Source organism: Escherichia sp. 10290, assembly GCF_030295155.1.
Lineage (GTDB): Bacteria > Pseudomonadota > Gammaproteobacteria > Enterobacterales > Enterobacteriaceae > Escherichia > Escherichia coli_F.
Window position 1 is genome coordinate 3,895,642 of sequence record NZ_AP025741.1, and the last position, 17,815, is coordinate 3,913,456.

General features: G+C 48.9%; 16 protein-coding genes and 1 riboswitch. Of the genes, 10 read left to right on the forward strand and 6 right to left on the reverse strand.

The features are described 5' to 3' along the window. Positions 1–344 precede the first annotated feature (344 nt). The 4 genes from QUE74_RS19695 (at position 345) to QUE74_RS19710 (ending at position 5,313) form a co-directional block, all read left to right on the forward strand. Positions 345–908 carry a fimbrial-like protein gene (locus QUE74_RS19695; RefSeq protein ID WP_000915005.1) on the forward strand — a complete coding sequence of 188 codons (564 nt, stop codon included), beginning with the start codon at positions 345–347 and terminating at the stop codon, positions 906–908. A gap of 86 nt (positions 909–994) precedes the next feature. After that, the gene (locus QUE74_RS19700) at positions 995–3,517 is read left to right on the forward strand and encodes a fimbria/pilus outer membrane usher protein (protein WP_001060687.1); all 2,523 of its coding nucleotides are present in this window, start codon (positions 995–997) and stop codon (positions 3,515–3,517) included. A 15-nt stretch (positions 3,518–3,532) separates the two neighbouring features. Further along, positions 3,533–4,273: a fimbrial biogenesis chaperone gene (locus QUE74_RS19705; protein WP_001360978.1), complete on the forward strand. Its 741-nt coding sequence runs from the start codon at positions 3,533–3,535 to the stop codon at positions 4,271–4,273. Further along, positions 4,270–5,313, forward strand: coding sequence for a hypothetical protein (locus QUE74_RS19710; RefSeq protein WP_000605601.1), 1,044 nt, complete (start codon positions 4,270–4,272; stop codon positions 5,311–5,313). Before QUE74_RS19705 ends, QUE74_RS19710 begins: the two co-directional genes overlap by 4 nt. A 53-nt stretch (positions 5,314–5,366) precedes the next feature. On the opposite strand, the gene ribB is transcribed toward QUE74_RS19710, so the two are convergent. Continuing rightward, positions 5,367–6,020 (reverse strand): 3,4-dihydroxy-2-butanone-4-phosphate synthase, encoded by a 654-nt coding sequence (ribB, locus tag QUE74_RS19715; RefSeq protein WP_001076992.1) that lies wholly within the window; start codon positions 6,018–6,020, stop codon positions 5,367–5,369. Positions 6,021–6,123: 103 nt separating this feature from the next. Then, positions 6,124–6,272, reverse strand: a riboswitch (FMN riboswitch). 121 nt (positions 6,273–6,393) lie between these two features. On the opposite strand from ribB, the gene ubiK reads away from it, so the two are divergent. Further along, entirely contained in the window at positions 6,394–6,693 is a 300-nt protein-coding gene (ubiK, locus tag QUE74_RS19720; RefSeq protein WP_001354976.1) for a ubiquinone biosynthesis accessory factor UbiK, read from the forward strand. A 34-nt stretch (positions 6,694–6,727) separates the two neighbouring features. Here ubiK and glgS read toward each other — a convergent pair whose 3' ends face one another. Continuing rightward, complete coding sequence (gene glgS, locus QUE74_RS19725) at positions 6,728–6,928, reverse strand: cell surface composition regulator GlgS (protein WP_001296424.1); 201 nt, start codon at positions 6,926–6,928, stop codon at positions 6,728–6,730. Between the two features lie 269 nt (positions 6,929–7,197). On the opposite strand from glgS, the gene QUE74_RS19730 reads away from it, so the two are divergent. The 4 genes from QUE74_RS19730 (at position 7,198) to QUE74_RS19745 (ending at position 10,190) form a co-directional block, all read left to right on the forward strand. After that, complete coding sequence (locus tag QUE74_RS19730) at positions 7,198–7,827, forward strand: OB-fold-containig protein (RefSeq protein WP_000051386.1); 630 nt, start codon at positions 7,198–7,200, stop codon at positions 7,825–7,827. A 26-nt stretch (positions 7,828–7,853) separates the two neighbouring features. Next, a complete protein-coding gene (locus tag QUE74_RS19735) occupies positions 7,854–9,515 on the forward strand; it encodes a flotillin family protein (protein WP_000341054.1) in 1,662 nt (553 codons plus the stop codon). A gap of 238 nt (positions 9,516–9,753) precedes the next feature. Further along, on the forward strand, positions 9,754–9,813 hold the full coding sequence (locus tag QUE74_RS19740; protein ID WP_071821827.1) for a type I toxin-antitoxin system Ibs family toxin: 60 nt from the start codon (positions 9,754–9,756) through the stop codon (positions 9,811–9,813). A 317-nt stretch (positions 9,814–10,130) separates the two neighbouring features. Continuing rightward, positions 10,131–10,190, forward strand: coding sequence for a type I toxin-antitoxin system Ibs family toxin (locus QUE74_RS19745; RefSeq protein WP_100733770.1), 60 nt, complete (start codon positions 10,131–10,133; stop codon positions 10,188–10,190). A 119-nt stretch (positions 10,191–10,309) separates the two neighbouring features. Here QUE74_RS19745 and hldE read toward each other — a convergent pair whose 3' ends face one another. The 4 genes from hldE to tnpA all read right to left on the reverse strand — a co-directional run bounded on the left by hldE (position 10,310) and on the right by tnpA (position 16,478). Then, a complete protein-coding gene (gene hldE / locus QUE74_RS19750; protein WP_000869170.1) occupies positions 10,310–11,743 on the reverse strand; it encodes a bifunctional D-glycero-beta-D-manno-heptose-7-phosphate kinase/D-glycero-beta-D-manno-heptose 1-phosphate adenylyltransferase HldE in 1,434 nt (477 codons plus the stop codon). Positions 11,744–11,790: 47 nt separating this feature from the next. Continuing rightward, positions 11,791–14,631 carry a bifunctional [glutamate--ammonia ligase]-adenylyl-L-tyrosine phosphorylase/[glutamate--ammonia-ligase] adenylyltransferase gene (glnE, locus tag QUE74_RS19755; RefSeq protein ID WP_001354977.1) on the reverse strand — a complete coding sequence of 947 codons (2,841 nt, stop codon included), beginning with the start codon at positions 14,629–14,631 and terminating at the stop codon, positions 11,791–11,793. A gap of 22 nt (positions 14,632–14,653) precedes the next feature. Continuing rightward, the gene (gene ygiF / locus QUE74_RS19760; RefSeq protein WP_000046244.1) at positions 14,654–15,955 is read right to left on the reverse strand and encodes an inorganic triphosphatase; all 1,302 of its coding nucleotides are present in this window, start codon (positions 15,953–15,955) and stop codon (positions 14,654–14,656) included. Positions 15,956–16,025: 70 nt separating this feature from the next. Continuing rightward, on the reverse strand, positions 16,026–16,478 hold the full coding sequence (gene tnpA, locus QUE74_RS19765) for an IS200/IS605-like element ISEc41 family transposase (protein ID WP_000266196.1): 453 nt from the start codon (positions 16,476–16,478) through the stop codon (positions 16,026–16,028). 12 nt (positions 16,479–16,490) lie between these two features. Here tnpA and QUE74_RS19770 point away from each other — a divergent pair, with 12 nt between their 5' ends. After that, positions 16,491–17,696 (forward strand): RNA-guided endonuclease InsQ/TnpB family protein, encoded by a 1,206-nt coding sequence (locus QUE74_RS19770; RefSeq protein ID WP_000907109.1) that lies wholly within the window; start codon positions 16,491–16,493, stop codon positions 17,694–17,696. Positions 17,697–17,815 lie beyond the last annotated feature (119 nt).

Below are 17,815 nucleotides of genomic sequence, written 5' to 3' on the forward strand. Positions count from 1 at the left end.
GATATATATTATATCTTCGTGATTATTACGTTCCTACTCGTTATAATAATTATACTCTACCACCTTACAATATCAGAAGTAAACTTTTGTCAATAAGTGGTCATTCTTTCACCGTGACCCATACAAAAAATGTATCATACATAACGAAATTCAACAAATATCTAGATATATGCATCAAAATATATAACTAAAATGTATATTTTAAGTTTTACTTAATCAGTATTAAATATTAATAACAAGCCAAATTATCTTTGATTATGGTAATGTCCATAGCGGAATTAATATTAGATTCAAACCTATATTTTCCTCATCCATAGCTCTTCCTATTTATAAAGGATTAAGTCATGTTAAAAAAAACATTATTATCTATATTCGCAACCACACTATTATCTGGCGTTGCATTTAACGCGCTTGCTGATGACCCTAATCAGGGTTCCGGTAAAATAACGTTTAAGGGTGAAGTTATCGATGCACCTTGCTCTATTGCTCCTGGTGATGAAGATCAAACAATAAATCTCGGTGAGGTTGCTGATACTGTATTAAAAAGCGGACAGAAATCTCTGCCTGTAGATGTCACCATTCATTTGCAGGATTGTATTTTATCTGACGGCACTAACACTGTTGATAAAGTCAAAATCACCTTTAGCTCTGCCAGCGTTGACACTACCGACTCCAACCTGCTTAAAAACACACAGGAAGGTAACATCGGCGGCGCAACTGATGTAGGAGTACGTCTGGTGAAATCAGACAATACCAACGTGACTCTTGGTACCCCCATCACCATCGACTTCCCGACAACTAATTCCTACCAGGAGTTGAACTTTAAAGCCCGTATGGAATCTCTGGGACGCACCGCGACCCCGGGTAATGTGCAGGCACAGGCTAATTACGTACTCGACTACAAGTAATCGGCAATTAATACCTACACAACACCAGGCGGTAAAACTGATGAAATTTCATCAGCACCTTGGGGTCTTTTTTGAAATGGATTTTTATGAACAATAAAAACACGTTTACCGGGGATAAATTATCCTACGCAATTAAAAATGCCCTGTCTGGTGTTGTGTTTTCGCTACTCTTCGTTTTACCAGTCCGCGCCGTAGAATTCAATGCTGATATGATTGACGTTGAAGATCGTGCGAACATTGATCTCTCGCGATTTGAAAAAAAAGGCTATATCACCCCTGCAAAATACCTCGTTCGTGTGCAAATAAACAAAAACATGTTACCACAAGCGTTAATGCTGGAGTGGGCAAAAGCCGATAATGAAAGTGGTTCGTTACTCTGCTTAACCAAAGAAAACCTGACTAATTTCGGCCTTAATACGGACTTTATTGAATCATTGCAAACCATAGCTGGCAGCGAATGTTTAGATTTAAGTCAACGTCAGGAATTAACGATACGGCTTGATAAAGCCACAATGATATTATCGCTTAGCATTCCCCAAGCATGGTTAAAATACCAGGCAACAAACTGGACGCCCCCCGAATTTTGGGATGACGGTATCGCCGGATTTATCCTTGATTACAACATATACGCTAGCCAGTATTCTCCACAGCAGGGAGACAGTACCCAAAATGTCAGCTCCTATGGTACGTTAGGCTTTAACCTCGGCGCATGGCGCTTACGTAGCGATTACCAATATAATCAGAATTTTGCTGATGGTCGTTCCGTCAGCCATAGCGGTGAATTTGCGCGAACTTATCTCTTTCGCCCTATTCCCTCATGGTCATCTAAGTTCACCATGGGACAATACGACCTGAGTTCCAATCTTTACGATACCTTCCATTTTACTGGCGCATCACTGGAAAGTGATGAAAGCATGTTGCCGCCAGATTTACAGGGTTATGCGCCACAAATTACCGGCATCGCGCAGACCAACGCCAAAGTGACAGTAGCGCAAAATGGTCGTGTACTTTATCAAACCACAGTCGCGCCAGGCCCTTTTACTATTACTGATTTGGGTCAATCGTTTCAGGGTCAACTGGATGTCACTGTTGAAGAAGAAGATGGCCGTACCAATACCTTTCAGGTCGGTTCCGCTTCCATCCCCTATTTAACCCGTAAAGGGCAAGTACGCTACAAAACATCGCTGGGAAAACCAACATCAGTCGGACATAACGATATTAATAACCCCTTTTTCTGGACGGCTGAAGCCTCCTGGGGCTGGCTGAATAATGTGTCGCTCTATGGCGGCGGCATGTTCACTGCAGATGATTACCAGGCGATCACCACTGGCATCGGTTTTAACCTCAATCAATTTGGTTCGCTTTCTTTCGATGTCACCGGAGCTGATGCCTCTTTACAGCAACAAAATAGCGACAATTTGCGTGGTTACAGCTATCGGTTTAACTATGCAAAACATTTCGAATCAACGGGCAGCCAGATTACCTTCGCGGGTTATCGCTTCTCTGATAAAGATTACGTGTCAATGAATGAGTACCTCAACTCACGTAATGGTGATGAGTCAATCGATAACGAAAAAGAAAGTTATGTTATTTCCCTGAACCAGTACTTTGAATCGCTGGAATTAAACTCTTATGTCAACGTTACACGCAATACTTATTGGGACAGCCCTGCCAATACTAATTACTCGATATCAGTAAGCAAAAACTTTGATATTGGTGATTTCAAGGGCATTTCCGCATCGCTGGCAGTGAGTCGCATTCGCTGGGATGATGACGAAGAAAATCAGTATTACTTCTCATTCTCTCTGCCGTTACAGCAAAGTCGCAACCTTTCCTACAGCATGCAGCGCACGGGTGGTAGTAATACTTCGCAAATGGTTTCCTGGTATGACTCGTCAGACCGCAACAATATCTGGAATATTTCGGCGTCAGCAACGGACGATAATATTCGCGATGGCGAACCAACGCTGCGTGGCAGCTATCAGCACAATTCACCGTGGGGACGTCTGAACTTTACCGGTAGTGTGCAACCGAATCAGTACAATTCTGTTACCGCAGGCTGGTACGGTTCAATTACAGCTACGCGTCATGGTGTCGCTCTTCACGATTATAGCTACGGCGATAACGCCCGCATGATGGTCGATACCGATGGTATTCCTGGCGTTGAAATCAACTCTAACCGTACTGTTACCAATGGGCTGGGCATCGCCGTGATACCTTCATTATCGAACTACACCACCTCCATGTTGCGGGTGAATAATAACGTTCTGCCAGAAGGTGTCGATGTCGAAAACTCGGTCATTCGTACTACGCTCACCCAGGGTGCCATCGGCTACGCAAAACTGAATGCCACCACCGGATACCAAATCGTCGGCGTTATTCGTCAAGAAAATGGGCGCTTCCCACCACTGGGGGTGAATGTCACGGATAAATCGACAGGTAAAGATGTGGGCCTGGTGGCGGAAGATGGCTTTGTTTATCTCAGCGGGATTCAAGAAAACAGTACCCTACATTTAACTTGGGGTAATAACTCCTGTGAAATTACCCCCCCGAACCAAAGTAACATCAACGAAAGTGCCATTATTTTGCCTTGTAAAACAGTCAACTAATTCAGGATGAAAAAAATGAAATCGCTATTAACCGTAACAGGAATGATTTGTTTACTGGGGTTCTGTAACTTCGCCCAAGCGACTGTCTCCCCCGACAGAACGCGCATAATTTTTAATGCTTCAAATAAAAGCGCAACTGTTCGCCTGACCAACCAAAGTAAAATCGATCCTTATTTAGCTCAATCGTGGATTGAGGACGCCAGCGGTAAAAAAACGCGCGATTACATATCAACGCTCCCCCCAATGGAACGTATCGAGGCCAATGAGCAAGTGCAAATTCGCCTGATGGCGCTGTCCGCATTAAACAACTTGCCACAGGACAGAGAAACGCTGTTTTACTATAACGTGCGGGAAATTCCGCCGCGCGCCAAAGAACAGAATGTAATGCAAATCGCCATGCAAAGTCGTCTGAAACTGTTCTGGCGACCCAAATCGATTGAATTAAAAGAGGGAGAGATGGTACCCCTGCAAAAATTGACGATTACCCACAGCGCCGCCGGGTTGACCCTGAATAACCCGACGCCTTATCACATTACCGTCGGTTATATCGGAACTAACGGCAAGACATTAATGCCCGGAACAGACAGCATTATGGTTACCCCTTTTGGGACTGCAACTCAGCAAATTAAAAACCTTCCGACGACCTTCCTACTGGGTTTTGTTGGTGATTACGGTGGGCTGGAAATGTTCAAAATTGACTGTAATTCCGTTCAGTCACTCTGCCAAGCTACACCTGCGAAGAAGGGAAAATTATGATCATGCTTTTTCGTCTCCTGGCAATATTGTGCTTGTTTGTTAATGTTTCTTCTTATGCAGTCGATTGCTATCAGAATAAACGTTTTGGTAATACAGAAATAAATAAACCTATGCCTGCGTTCAAAGTACCACAGGATGCTGAGATTGGTCAGAAAATTTGGGAAAGCGATGATATTAATACAAAAGTTTTTTGCAACAGGGCCGTCAATTGGTCAGAAAGCAATCCATATGAAAATGTTCATGCCTGGATAAAAATAGCAGAGTTCAATGATCCCTCTGTGATAAACAACCCATACTTAACATTTGGTGTAACTTATAATGGACAGGATTACGAAGGAAACAATCAGGGCATTGATACAGGATATTGTCTGGATAGAGCAAACCCATTTCAGATTGTGACTGACACATGCACTAATACTGGTGTCCTCCAAACAGAGGTCACCTTCAATGCTCGATTTCGCTTGTATGTAAAACTTAAACAACACCCCCCAAAGGACACGAAAATTGACTTCAGTACGGTCAATATATTGCAATTCGATGGTTCACAAGGAGCAAACACCGATAATAGAGCCAAAAATTTACACGCTAATATTACTGGACTCGACAATATTTCTTTTCTTGATTGTAGCATAGACATTCGCATTTTCCCTGAAAGTCAAATCGTTAATTTCGGACGTATTGACCCGAGTACAATCGTGACTATACCACCAACAGCTACATTTGATGTTTCAACAATTCGGGATGCTACTGCTAATTGTAGCGAACAATTTGATGTCGCAACCAGTTTCTACACTGATGATACATTATATGATAATACACACTTAGAAATGGGAAACGGTCTTATAATGCACATTACAGATCAAGTTGATAAGACAGATATGAAATTTAATCAGTATAAATTATTTACTACTTATAAACCTAATGAAACCCCAGCAGTAATAACACGAAGTTACCAGGCGAAGCTAACGACAGAACCAGGTGCAACACTGGTTTATGGCCCATTTCAAAAGGACCTGATTGTTAAAATCAACTACAACTAGCCATAAAAACGCCGGGAATATCCCGGCGTTTTCATCTTCAATATTTTGAGTTATTAACTAGCTTTACGCTCATGTGCCTGACGGTATGCCACCAGGTCTTCAATAGTCACGAGCGCCATATTGTGTTTATTGGCAAACTCAATGCACTCTGGTGCACGCGCCATCGTGCCATCGTCATTAGTCAGCTCACACAACACACCAGCTGGTTTAAAGCCTGCCAGCGTCATCAGATCAATAGTCGCTTCGGTATGGCCGCCACGCGTCAGCACACCACCCGCCTGCGCGCGCAGTGGGAATACGTGGCCAGGACGATTCAAGTCTGAAGGTTTAGCACCATCAGCAATCGCAGCACGAACGGTCGTAATACGGTCAGCGGCAGAAACACCGGTAGTCACCCCTTCAGCCGCTTCAATGGTCACGGTAAAACCGGTGCCATAGGCGCTGGTGTTTTTTTCTACCATCATTGGCAGATCGAGCTGTTTACGGCGATCTTCAGTGATGCACAGGCAAACAATACCGCTACCGTGGCGAATGGTCAGTGCCATCTGCTCAACGGTCATGGTTTCTGCCGGGAAGATCATATCGCCTTCGTTTTCACGGTCTTCATCATCAAGCACCATTACACCGCGTCCTTCACGCAGCGCTGCCAGTGCATTTTCAACACGTTCGAAAGGCGTACCAAAAGAGGAAAGTAGCGTCTGATTCATGGTAAAAAAACCTCACTAAAATTATGGTTACCAGAATCAGGGCAGTCTTAGGAGTGGCGGCATATAGCCAAAATAACGTGAGCGGGTCCATGCCCGACAGAATCGTTACTCTCTCCCATCCGGACTCTAACCGTCGGCCCCGGAATTACACCGGATCTGCTGTCCTTTGAGTTCGCACCCAAAGCGCTCGCGGGCTTTCAACTGAGTTGATTTACCGCCGGTGGGGAATTTCGCCCCGCCCTGAGAATAAGCGGATTCACTATAACGCTAATGATTAGCGGCAGCAACGCATAGCTTCACATAATTCTGGTTTATGACTTACCCTTATCGCACTACAATGGCACTCAACACCTATCAGTACAGGGAAACTACAATGATTGACCCGAAAAAAATTGAGCAAATCGCTCGCCAGGTTCACGAATCAATGCCTAAAGGAATCAGGGAGTTCGGGGAAGATGTGGAGAAAAAAATCCGCCAAACCCTACAAGCGCAGTTGACGCGTCTCGATCTGGTGAGCCGCGAAGAATTCGACGTACAGACGCAAGTCCTGTTACGGACTCGTGAGAAACTGGCATTACTGGAGCAGCGCATCAGTGAACTGGAAGCGCGCAATAATTCGGTAGCAGATCTTCAATCTCCTCCGGCTATCCCGCCGGTTGATAAAGCAGAATAAAGCACCACAAAAACGGGCCAGACGGCCCGTAATATCAATGTTCTAATTCCAGTTCTCTGGTTTGCATCATTTGTTGGCAATACCAGGCATAACGTGCGCAAAACCAGGTTCTATGTTCTTCATCCATGTTACCAGTAACGGCCAGAATATCGACCGGGCGACCTTCTGCGTGCATTCTGGCAAAACTACGCGCCAGGAAATCGAAATTATTTAAAGAATTAAGACTATGATCCATAAGCACCTCCTCCGGTTATCGCATACCTTTTAAGGCCATATGCTTTTTCTGATTTCAGTATTCCCCAATCAGTGTAGTGCCTTTAAACATAACGTGCGTAAATATATTGTTCCCGATCACACTTTTTAGTGAAAAATAAAAAAACAACATTAAAAGACTTTCTCTTTCAGAACATCTCTAACATGTGTTATTATTAACAAAGATAAATGTAAGCAAGGAAATTATCGCAAAATAAATATTGCGTCACTAAATGGACATTGGAGTGACATATGAGTTTATTCGCTGACTATAACACCCCTTATCTTTTCGCTATTTCTTTTGTACTTTTGATCGGCCTTTTAGAAATTTTTGCACTTATCTGCGGTCACATGCTTTCCGGTGCTCTTGATGCACATCTTGACCATTATGATTCCATAACCACAGGTCATATTAGCCAGGCACTTCATTATCTCAATTTTGGAAGATTGCCAGCTCTCGTCGTTCTCTGCTTACATGCTGGTTTTTTTGGCCTTATTGGCATCCTGCTACAGCAGGTCTGCATCATGGTCTGGCAATCACCACTCACAAATCTGTTTGTGGTTCCTGTCAGTTTACTGCTAACGATTATTGCAGTGCATTATACCGGTAAAGGAATTGCGCCCTGGTTACCACGAGATCATAGCACTGCTATTACAGAAGACGATTATATTGGCTGCATGGCATTAATTACCGGACATCAGGCCACTTCAGGTAACCCCTGTGAAGGAAAACTCACCGATCAATTTGGCCAAATACATTATTTACTACTGGAACCTGAAGAAGAAAAAACTTTCACTAAAGGAGACAAAGTATTAATTATTTGCCGACTTTCTGCAACGCGATATTTGGCGGAAAAAAATCCCTGGCCCCAAATACTGTAATTTATTAATCAAAAGGAAATTTAATAATGGATGATATTGTTAATTCTGTGCCCTCCTGGATGTTTACCGCAATTATTGCCGTATGCATTCTGTTAATTATTGGAATTATTTTCGCCAGGCTCTATCGTCGCGCTTCGGCAGAGCAAGCTTTTGTTCGTACTGGTTTAGGTGGGCAAAAAGTGGTAATGAGCGGTGGCGCAATCGTGATGCCGATCTTTCATGAAATAATCCCCATCAATATGAATACTCTGAAGCTGGAAGTCAGCCGCTCAACCATTGATAGCCTGATTACGAAAGATCGTATGCGCGTCGATGTCGTTGTCGCTTTCTTTGTGCGGGTAAAACCGTCAGTGGAAGGTATTGCCACCGCCGCCCAGACGCTGGGGCAACGCACCCTGTCGCCTGAAGACTTACGTATGTTGGTTGAAGATAAATTTGTCGATGCCCTCCGTGCAACAGCTGCACAAATGACCATGCATGAGTTACAGGATACCCGCGAGAACTTCGTGCAGGGCGTACAAAATACCGTTGCTGAAGATCTGTCGAAAAACGGCCTGGAACTGGAAAGCGTTTCACTTACCAACTTTAACCAGACGTCGAAAGAACATTTCAATCCTAACAACGCCTTTGACGCCGAAGGTTTAACCAAGCTGACGCAGGAGACGGAGCGCCGTCGTCGCGAACGTAACGAAGTTGAACAGGATGTAGAAGTTGCGGTGCGTGAGAAAAACCGTGATGCGCTTTCGCGGAAGCTGGAGATTGAACAGCAAGAAGCGTTTATGACGCTTGAGCAGGAGCAGCAGGTTAAAACCCGTACCGCTGAGCAGAATGCGAAAATTGCGGCTTTTGAGGCCGAGCGTCGTCGGGAAGCAGAGCAGACGCGAATTCTGGCTGAACGACAGATTCAGGAAACGGAAATCGACCGCGAACAGGCCGTCCGTTCCAGAAAAGTTGAAGCTGAACGTGAAGTTCGCATTAAAGAGATCGAACAGCAGCAGGTCACCGAAATCGCCAACCAGACGAAATCGATCGCTATTGCCGCCAAATCGGAACAGCAGTCACAAACGGAAGCGCGTGCCAACCTTGCACTTGCAGAAGCGGTAAGCGCCCAGCAAAACGTAGAAACCACTCGCCAGACCGCAGAAGCCGATCGTGCTAAACAAGTTGCCCTAATCGCTGCCGCGCAGGATGCAGAAACCAAAGCGGTTGAACTGACCGTGCGGGCGAAAGCAGAGAAAGAAGCCGCAGAGATGCAGGCGGCGGCGATCGTTGAGTTAGCCGAAGCTACGCGTAAAAAAGGCCTGGCGGAAGCAGAAGCGCAACGTGCGCTGAACGATGCTATCAACGTACTTTCTGACGAGCAAACCAGCCTTAAATTCAAGCTGGCATTGTTGCAGGCGCTCCCTGCGGTAATTGAGAAATCTGTGGAACCAATGAAGTCTATCGACGGTATTAAGATTATTCAGGTCGATGGTCTGAACCGTGGTGGTACCGCAGGGGATGCAATATCAGGTAGCGTTGGTGGAGGAAATCTGGCGGAACAAGCGTTATCAGCCGCGCTTTCTTACCGCACACAGGCACCGCTGATTGACTCCTTGCTCAATGAAATTGGTGTTTCAGGCGGCTCGCTAGCGGCATTGACTTCACCCTTAACCTCAACAACTCCCGTAGCAGAAAACATAGAATAAATTTTCAACCATGAACATCCCTGGCCCAAAAAGTCGGGGATTTTTTATATCTGTGTTCCGCTAAAAAGTACAAATGATCAGGTTGTTACAGCGTTTTGCGAGCCGACTCGGGGAAGAGAAAACTGCATAAGAGAAAGCATTGCGCGGGGTCTGGCGCTCATCAACAATCGGGGAGTCAGCAAGGGGCTGAAACGGGAAAGCCCCTCCCGAGGAAGGGGCCTTGTATAAGGAAAGGGTTATGATGAAGTTCGTCATCATACTGATTGTGTTGTTACTGTTAAGTTTCCCGACTTACTAACAACCAATTCAGAGGGGGGAGAAATCCTCCCTTACCCTTGTTCCTTTACTTTAGGTTGAAAAAAAATCAGCGTCAAGAAGGTTTCATTAACACATATCCCTGGCCCAAAAAGCCGGGGATTTTTTATATCTGCGTTCCGCTAAAAAGTACAAATGATCAGGTTGTTACAGCGTTTTGCGAGCCGACTCGGGGAAGAGAAAAGTGCATCAGGGAAAGCATTGCGCGGGGTCTGGCGCTCATCAACAATCGGGGAATCAGCAAGGGGCTGAAACGGGAAAGCCCCTCCCGAAGAAGGGGCCTTGTATAAGGAAAGGGTTATGATGAAGTTCGTCATCATACTGATTGTGCTGTTACTGATAAGTTTCCACGCTTATTAACGGCCATTCAGAGGGGGGAGAAATCCTCCCTTACCCTTGTTCCTTTACTTTAGGTTGAAAAAACAACAGCGTCAATAGGACTATCCGGCACAACGCGAGAACTGTGAACCGCTTTCCGGTTAGCCTTTTTTATCCTGCTGGATCTTCTTGATAATGTTAGTGGTTGAGCAACCGTCTTCGAAGTTGAGCACCAGCACTTCGCCACCGTTGGCCCAGACTTCTTTACTCCCGGCAATCTCTTCTGGTTTATAGTCGCCGCCTTTCACCAGCAGGTCTGGCAAGATCCCGGCGATCAAGCGCTGCGGCGTGTCTTCTTCAAACGACACCACCCAGTCGACCGCTTCCAGTGCCCCCAGCACAATCATACGCTGTTCGAGAGGGTTAACGGGGCGGGAATCCCCTTTCAGCCGTTTGGTGGAGGCATCGCTGTTCACAGCGACAATCAGGCGGTCACCCAGTTTGCGGGCATTTGCCAGATAGGAGACGTGCCCGGCGTGCAGGATGTCGAAGACGCCATTGGTCATCACCACTTTTTCACCGCGTTTACGCGCCGCCGCTACAGCAAGCTTCAGTTCCTCTTCGGTCATCACACCAAAGCCGGTATCTGCACGTCCACGTACTGCATTTTCCAGCTCGATCGGCGAAACCGTGGATGTTCCCAGTTTGCCAACCACCACACCGGCCGCCGCGTTGGCAAAGAAGCAGGCTTCTTCCAGCGAATTACCCGCCGCCAGCGTTGCTGCCAGCACACCAATCACCGTATCGCCCGCACCGGTGACGTCATACACTTCCTGCGCCTGGGTTGGCATATGCAGCGGCTCTTTACCCGGTTGCAGCAGCGACATCCCTTGTTCGGAACGGGTCACCAACAGAGCCGAGAATTCGTAATCGGCAATCAGTTTCATTCCGCGCTCAACAATCTCTTCTTCGGTCTTACATTTACCGACAACAGCTTCAAATTCCGAGAGATTCGGCGTTAACAGCGTAGCGCCGCGGTAGCGCTCAAAATCGGTGCCTTTTGGATCAATCAGCACCGGAACGCCCGCTTTACGCGCCAGTTGGATCATCTGCTGCACGCTTGCCAGCGCACCTTTCGCGTAGTCAGAGAGCACCAGCGCGCCAATCGAACTCAGCGCCTGATTAATCCGCTCGTGCAGCGGCTGCGGATCAACCCCTTCGAAACCTTCTTCAAAATCCAGACGGATCAGCTGTTGGTTGCGGGAAAGTACCCGTAATTTGGTGATGGTCGGATGCGTCGGTACAGAAACGAAGTCGCATTTGACGTTGACGTCGGCCAGAGATTTACTCAGCGCGCGCGCCGCATCGTCAATGCCCGTCAACCCGACCAGGCGTGCATTAGCACCGAGAGAAGCGATATTCATCGCCACGTTAGCCGCGCCGCCCGGACGTTCTTCGATGGTATTCACTTTAACCACGGGCACCGGCGCTTCCGGCGAGATACGGCTGGTGGGACCGTACCAGTAACGATCCAGCATCACATCACCAACCACCATCACTCCTGCACGTTCAAACTCTGGCAGCGTTACTTTCATTCCTGTCTCCTGAGAGATTCAAAATTTGCGCGCGATAATACCATACTTCATTCTTCCACCAGCCACTTCTGCCAGCTTGCCCGCACCAGATCACGCTCTGCGGTGAAGCAATCCTCCGACACATGGCCCGGCAATTCCTGTAATGCCAGATGATGAAGTTCATCGCGCAGCGTAGTGTAAGCACGGGTCAGCACCATCGCTTCCTGCTCTTCCATAATGTCGTTTTGCGCCAGCAGCTCCAGAATACGCACGTTGTCTGACCAGCGCGTTAACTTCGGTTTTTCATGAGCGTAGCGCAACACCAGATATTGGGTAATAAATTCGATATCGGTAATTCCGCCTTCATCGGCTTTGATATCAAAGCGATCGCGATGTTTATTGCCGAGATGAGCGCGCATTTTCTCGCGCATTTCCCGCACTTCCGTTTGCAGAGTTTTACCTTCACGCGGCAGCGTCATAATCTCGCGACGCACCGCGTCAAAGTGCGCGGTGAGCTGCGGATCGCCGTACACTACACGCGCACGCACCAGCGCCTGATGTTCCCACGTCCAGGCCTCGTTTTTCTGATAATCGGCAAACGCTTCTGCAGAGGTGACCAGCATTCCCGCCGCCCCGGACGGACGCAGTCGAGCATCCACTTCATACAAAATGCCGGAAGAGGTGCGCGTACTGAACAGATGCATAATGCGTTGCGCCAGACGCAGATAAAACTGTCGTCCGTCGATTTCCCGCTCGCCGTCAGTCATTGCATCCATTGGGCAATCATGGAGGAAGATCAGGTCAAGATCGGAACTGTAGCCTAACTCCCAGCCGCCCAGCTTGCCGTAGCCGACCACCGCAAAACCACGCCCTTCGCGTTCGTTCAGGTGATTTGGCTTACCGTAGCGGGCAACCATTTGAACCCATGCCTGTTGTACGACAGCATCTATCATGGCTTCTGCCAGCCAGGTTAAGTGATCGCTCACTTTCATGACCGGTAGCGTACCGGCGATATCCGCCGCCGCGATGCGTAAAAGTTGCGCCTGTTTGAACTGACGCAGCGCCTCAAGCTGTTGCTCTTCGTCATCTTCCGGCACGCGCAGCAAATACTGGCGCAGTTCATCACGGTAGGCATCCGTCGCCGTCGGCTGGTAGAGAGTGTTTGGATCGAGCAGTTCGTCCAGCAATAATGGATAACGCGCCAGTTGGCTGGCAATCATCGGCGATGCGGCACACAGAGAAATCAAATGCTTAAGCGCCGCGGGGAATTCACTAAGCAATTCTAAATAGGTAGTGCGGGTAACAATCCCCACCAGCAAGGCGGTAATGCGCGACAGCGTGACAGCAGCGTCTTCACGCGCACAGACATCACTTAGCAGATGCGGCATCAGATGGTCGAGCACCTGACGTCCTCGCGGCCCGATTGTGCGCTTATCCAGCTCTTTGCGGAAATCGGCAATCAGTGTTAGCACCTGTTTGCGATCATCTTCGCTAAGATGCGCCAGTACTGGCGTAGTGTCATCTTCCTGCAACGCATCCTGCCACAGCTCACGCCACTGTTCCGACAGCGACTCTTCCTGAGTTTCGCTTTCGTCATCGCCAATCAATTCGTTAAACACCCGGCGCACATTGGTCATATGTCCGGTCAGCGCCCCGGTCAGTTGCGGCCAGTCAGCAAAGTCCATCGCCCACGCCAGCCGCGCACGGTTAAGCTCATCAGAAGGAAGTGTCTGGGTTTGTTCGTCGTTAATGCTTTGCAGCAGGTTTTCCAGGCGCCGCAGGAACAGATACGCCACTCGCAATTGTTCAGCATCGTTTTCAGAAAGCAGATGCAGCGCGGCAATGGCGCTGAGCGTTGGCAGTAAAGAGCGCGATTGCAGCGACGGTTCGCGCCCGCCGCGAATGAGCTGGAATACCTGGACGATAAATTCAATTTCGCGAATGCCACCCGCGCCAAGTTTGATGTTGTCGGTCAAACCGCGTCGGCGCACTTCACGGGCAATCATTCCTTTCATGTTGCGCAGCGACTGGATCACGCTGAAATCGATGTAACGGCGGAAAACAAACGGGCGCAGCATCGCACGCAACTCGTTAGCATAGACGCCGTCGCTATCGCCCATAATCCGCGCCTTGACCATGGCGTATCGCTCCCAGTCGCGCCCCTGCTCCTGGTAATAGTCTTCCAGTGCCGCAAAGCTCAGCACCAGCGGGCCACTTTCGCCAAACGGACGCAGTCGCATATCCACGCGATAGACGAAGCCATCCTGCGTTGGTTGATCCAGCACTTTAATCAGCCGCTGACCCATGCGGGTAAAGAACTGAGCGTTATCCAGTTCCCTGCGTCCGCCCTGCGTGCAACCATGTTCCGGCCAGGCAAAAATCAGATCGATATCTGAGGAGAAATTCAGCTCCCCACCGCCCAGCTTACCCATGCCTAAAATCAGCAGCGGTTGCGCTTCGCCCTGCGCATTGCACGGCGTTCCCCACTCGCGGCAGCAAGCGTCATACAGCCAGTCACGCGCCGCAACAATCAGCGTCTCCGCCAGATGACTGAGCTGCTGCAAAATGCTCTCTTCAGTAACCAGTGCCAGCGTTTGCGCCCAGGCGATGCGCACCATAATGCGCCGCCGGAATAGCCGCAGCTCGCGCATTAACCCGGCTTCGTCACTCACATTACTGAGCGCCTCCTGCAACCATGCAGTGTAATGCTGCCATTCGTCGGCCTGCGGCGGTTGGCTTTCCAGTTCCGTCAGCCACTCTGGATGCGCAATTATGCTGTCCTGCAGAAAATCACTAAAAGTAAGTACTGACTTCGCCTGTGCACTAAGTGATTCCTCGGCTAAAGGCGCTGGCAGCCGCTCAACAACGGTCTGCCAGTACTGCTGTAACGGTGAAGAGAGCGGCTTCATAAGCGATTTTATCCTTGCCTGATTAACGTTTTCCGCTGTGCAACCAGAACGGTTCCTGATTGTTTGCCTCATTACGGAAATGTTCAATTTCAATGCGTTGCCCGGTCGCAATGGCATGACGCAGTCCCTGCCAGTTCTCCAGCCAGGCTTGCGCGACGAGAGGATCGTAGTAACCCGCCAGCAACAATATTGAGTCAATGTCACGCGTCAGGCGCGGCAATTGGTCACGGTAGCGATCGCCTAATGGCTGGCAGAAAACGCTTTTCAGTTCAGCGGCATGGCGGGAAAGATGGATATCGGCAAAGCGTTTGAAAGAATCGCTGATTTTGCCCTGCGCTTTGGCATCTAAAAACGGCTGCCAGGCTTTGCTTACCAGCCATTCGGTCAACGCCAGCTTCGCCATCGCCGTTTCGGTAGAGTAGACCGCCGTTACGGCAGACACCGCTGAAGCGATGGTCGCTTCGCATTGAGTCAGCAAATCACGTAAGTGAGTGCTCGCTTTACGCGGCACAATACCGCCGAACAGCATCAGCGTATGACGGACCAGACCGATGGCTGCCAGCACCTGCTCTTTCGCCGTATCGTTGCCACGTACCCACAGTTCTTCATGATACTGCCATTGCGCTAACGCCAGCTCGAGCGCCGCTTCCAGCCCCTGTTCCACATCAGCTTTTGCCGCAACATGCAAAATGGTGGTCGGTTTGATTTCACGCGCGGGATTGCCCTGCGCCAGATTATAGCCGCGCGCGGCTTTGCTCAGGCTGCCCTGACGTAATCCGGTTTGCGATACCAGTTGGTTCGCCAGTTTCAGTACCGCGCGCGTATCGCCGCTAAGCAACTCCAGTTCCAGCTCGCAGATAGGCTCAGCAAATTCACCCGCTTTCACCTCGCCCTGATCGAGAGCGATTTCAATGCTGCTGCCATCGACCTCCACCAACCATTTTTCGCGATAAAAATCGGTGCTGAACAGTGGCTTCACGCGGGACGCGAGATCGGCTGGTAACTCACCGTTCGGCCAGACTTCCGTCGGTAACTGCGCCAGGTCGAGCGTCGGTTCGCTCAACGCCACGTTATATTCCGGGCGCTGGTGTAAGCCGCCTGTCACTCTTCCTGCAACTTTCATGGTCATCTCATAGCGACCGTTTTCGCCACGGATACGTAAGCCCATGTCGTGCCCACGCAGCCAGTTATCCAGCGTTTCGTAGTAAATATTCAGCAACTGCACGGGGTCATGGTGCTCGCCGCCCAGCGTATTGAGATGGTCACGCAACGCCTCAACGGCACTGTGATTAACAATAAACTTTAATTCGATTTCCTGAGCCATCCTTCCTCCACTGGGTACTCCCCCCCAACGTAGGCGGGAGGGGAATTTGGGCTGTTAAGCCCGCAGTTTATCAGCCACGCTGATTCTGAATATACTTTTTCACAACTTCCAGCGGTGCTCCACCACATGAACCGATGAAATAAGAGCGTGACCAGAGTACGGGCTTTGAATACGCGGCGCGCAAATCAATAAAATCATTCCGCAGCCGCCTACTGGTAACGGACTTAAGGCTGTTTACCAGCTTTGTGAGTTGCACCAACGGTGGGTATTCAATCAGCATGTGAACATGATCTGCCTCGCCGTCACATTCCTTTAACTCGGCGCCAAAGTCCGCGCATACCTCCGCTACATACTGACGCATGTTTGCATGATGCAATTCACCAAAAACTGGACGGCGGTATTTTGTCATAAAAACAACGTGAACATGCAACAGGTAAGCTGAATAGCGTGAACGATTGATTTCGCACACGTATTGATCCTCCCAAAAAAATGTGGATATATTGTACATTCTAAATAACCACATACTGAATGCAAAATGTTAATCCAGAAAGCATATAAATACAGGCTCTACCCCACTGACCAGCAGGCGCAAAGGTTGCGTCAGTTGTGCGGTTGCGCTCGCTTTGTCTGGAACTATGCACTGAATGAAACACTGAGCATTCATGACGCGGGCGGAAAAATTCCGTCAGCTTTCGACCTGAATAAACGACTTACGGGCTGGAAAAAACTCCCTGAGCTGGCCTTTCTTGCTGAGGGTTACACTGACAACCTCCAGCAGAAACTGAAAGACCTGCGGAGCGCATGGGATCGCTGTTTTGATAAATCCCTGACGGCTGAAAAGCCCGTTTTCAAAAAGAAAACCAAAGGCTGCGACTCTATTCGGTTCGTCAATTTCAGCAAATATTGTGGGCTGGATTATGGCCGTGTGAAACTCCCGTCAGGACTGGGCTGGGTTAAATTTCGTCAGTCCCGGAAGATTGAAGGCGTCATTAAAAATTGCACCATCAGCCAGCATGCCGGACACTGGTATGTGTCTTTTCAGGTCGAATTAGCTGTTACCGATCCGATTCACGCATCGACCAGCGCAATAGGCCTGGATGCAGGTATAACGAAGCTGGCAACACTTTCAGACGGCACGGTCTTTAAACCGGTAAACAGCTTTAAAAAAAATCAGGATAAGCTGGCTCGCTTACAGCGCCATCTGGCCCGGAAGGTTAAATTCTCCGCCAACTGGAAAAAGCAGAAAGCGAAGATTTCCCGTTTCCACTCTCATATCGCAAACATCCGCCGCGATTACCTTCATAAAACCACGACGACGATCAGCAAAAACCACGCGATGATAGTCATTGAGGATTTAAAGGTTTCGAACATGTCAAAATCAGCAGCGGGTACGGTAGACCAGCCGGGGCGCAACGTCGCGGCAAAATCAGGTCTTAACCGGGCGATACTGGATCAGGGCTGGGCAGAAATGCGCCGCCAGCTCGAATATAAGCAGGCATGGCGCGGCGGTGATGTGCTGGCGATTAATCCGGCGTACACCAGTCAGAAATGCGCATGTTGTGGGCATACATCGAAAAATAACCACAGGGCGCAGGCGAGCTTTATCTGTACCGCGTGCGGCTATACGGCAAACGCCGATGTAAACGGCGCTCGAAATATATTAACAGCAGGTTTTGAAGTCATGGCGGCAGGACAAATATTGCCGTCAGTCCGTAAAGGACGCGCCCGTAAGGCGGCGTAAGCCGTCGAGCGAGGAACCGGGCAATGCGGCAACGTATTGCTACCCTGACAAGGGAATCCCCCTCCTGAGTCGCTTTGCGCGAAGGTGGGGGAGGATGTCAAGGCCTTTACTTATCGGTT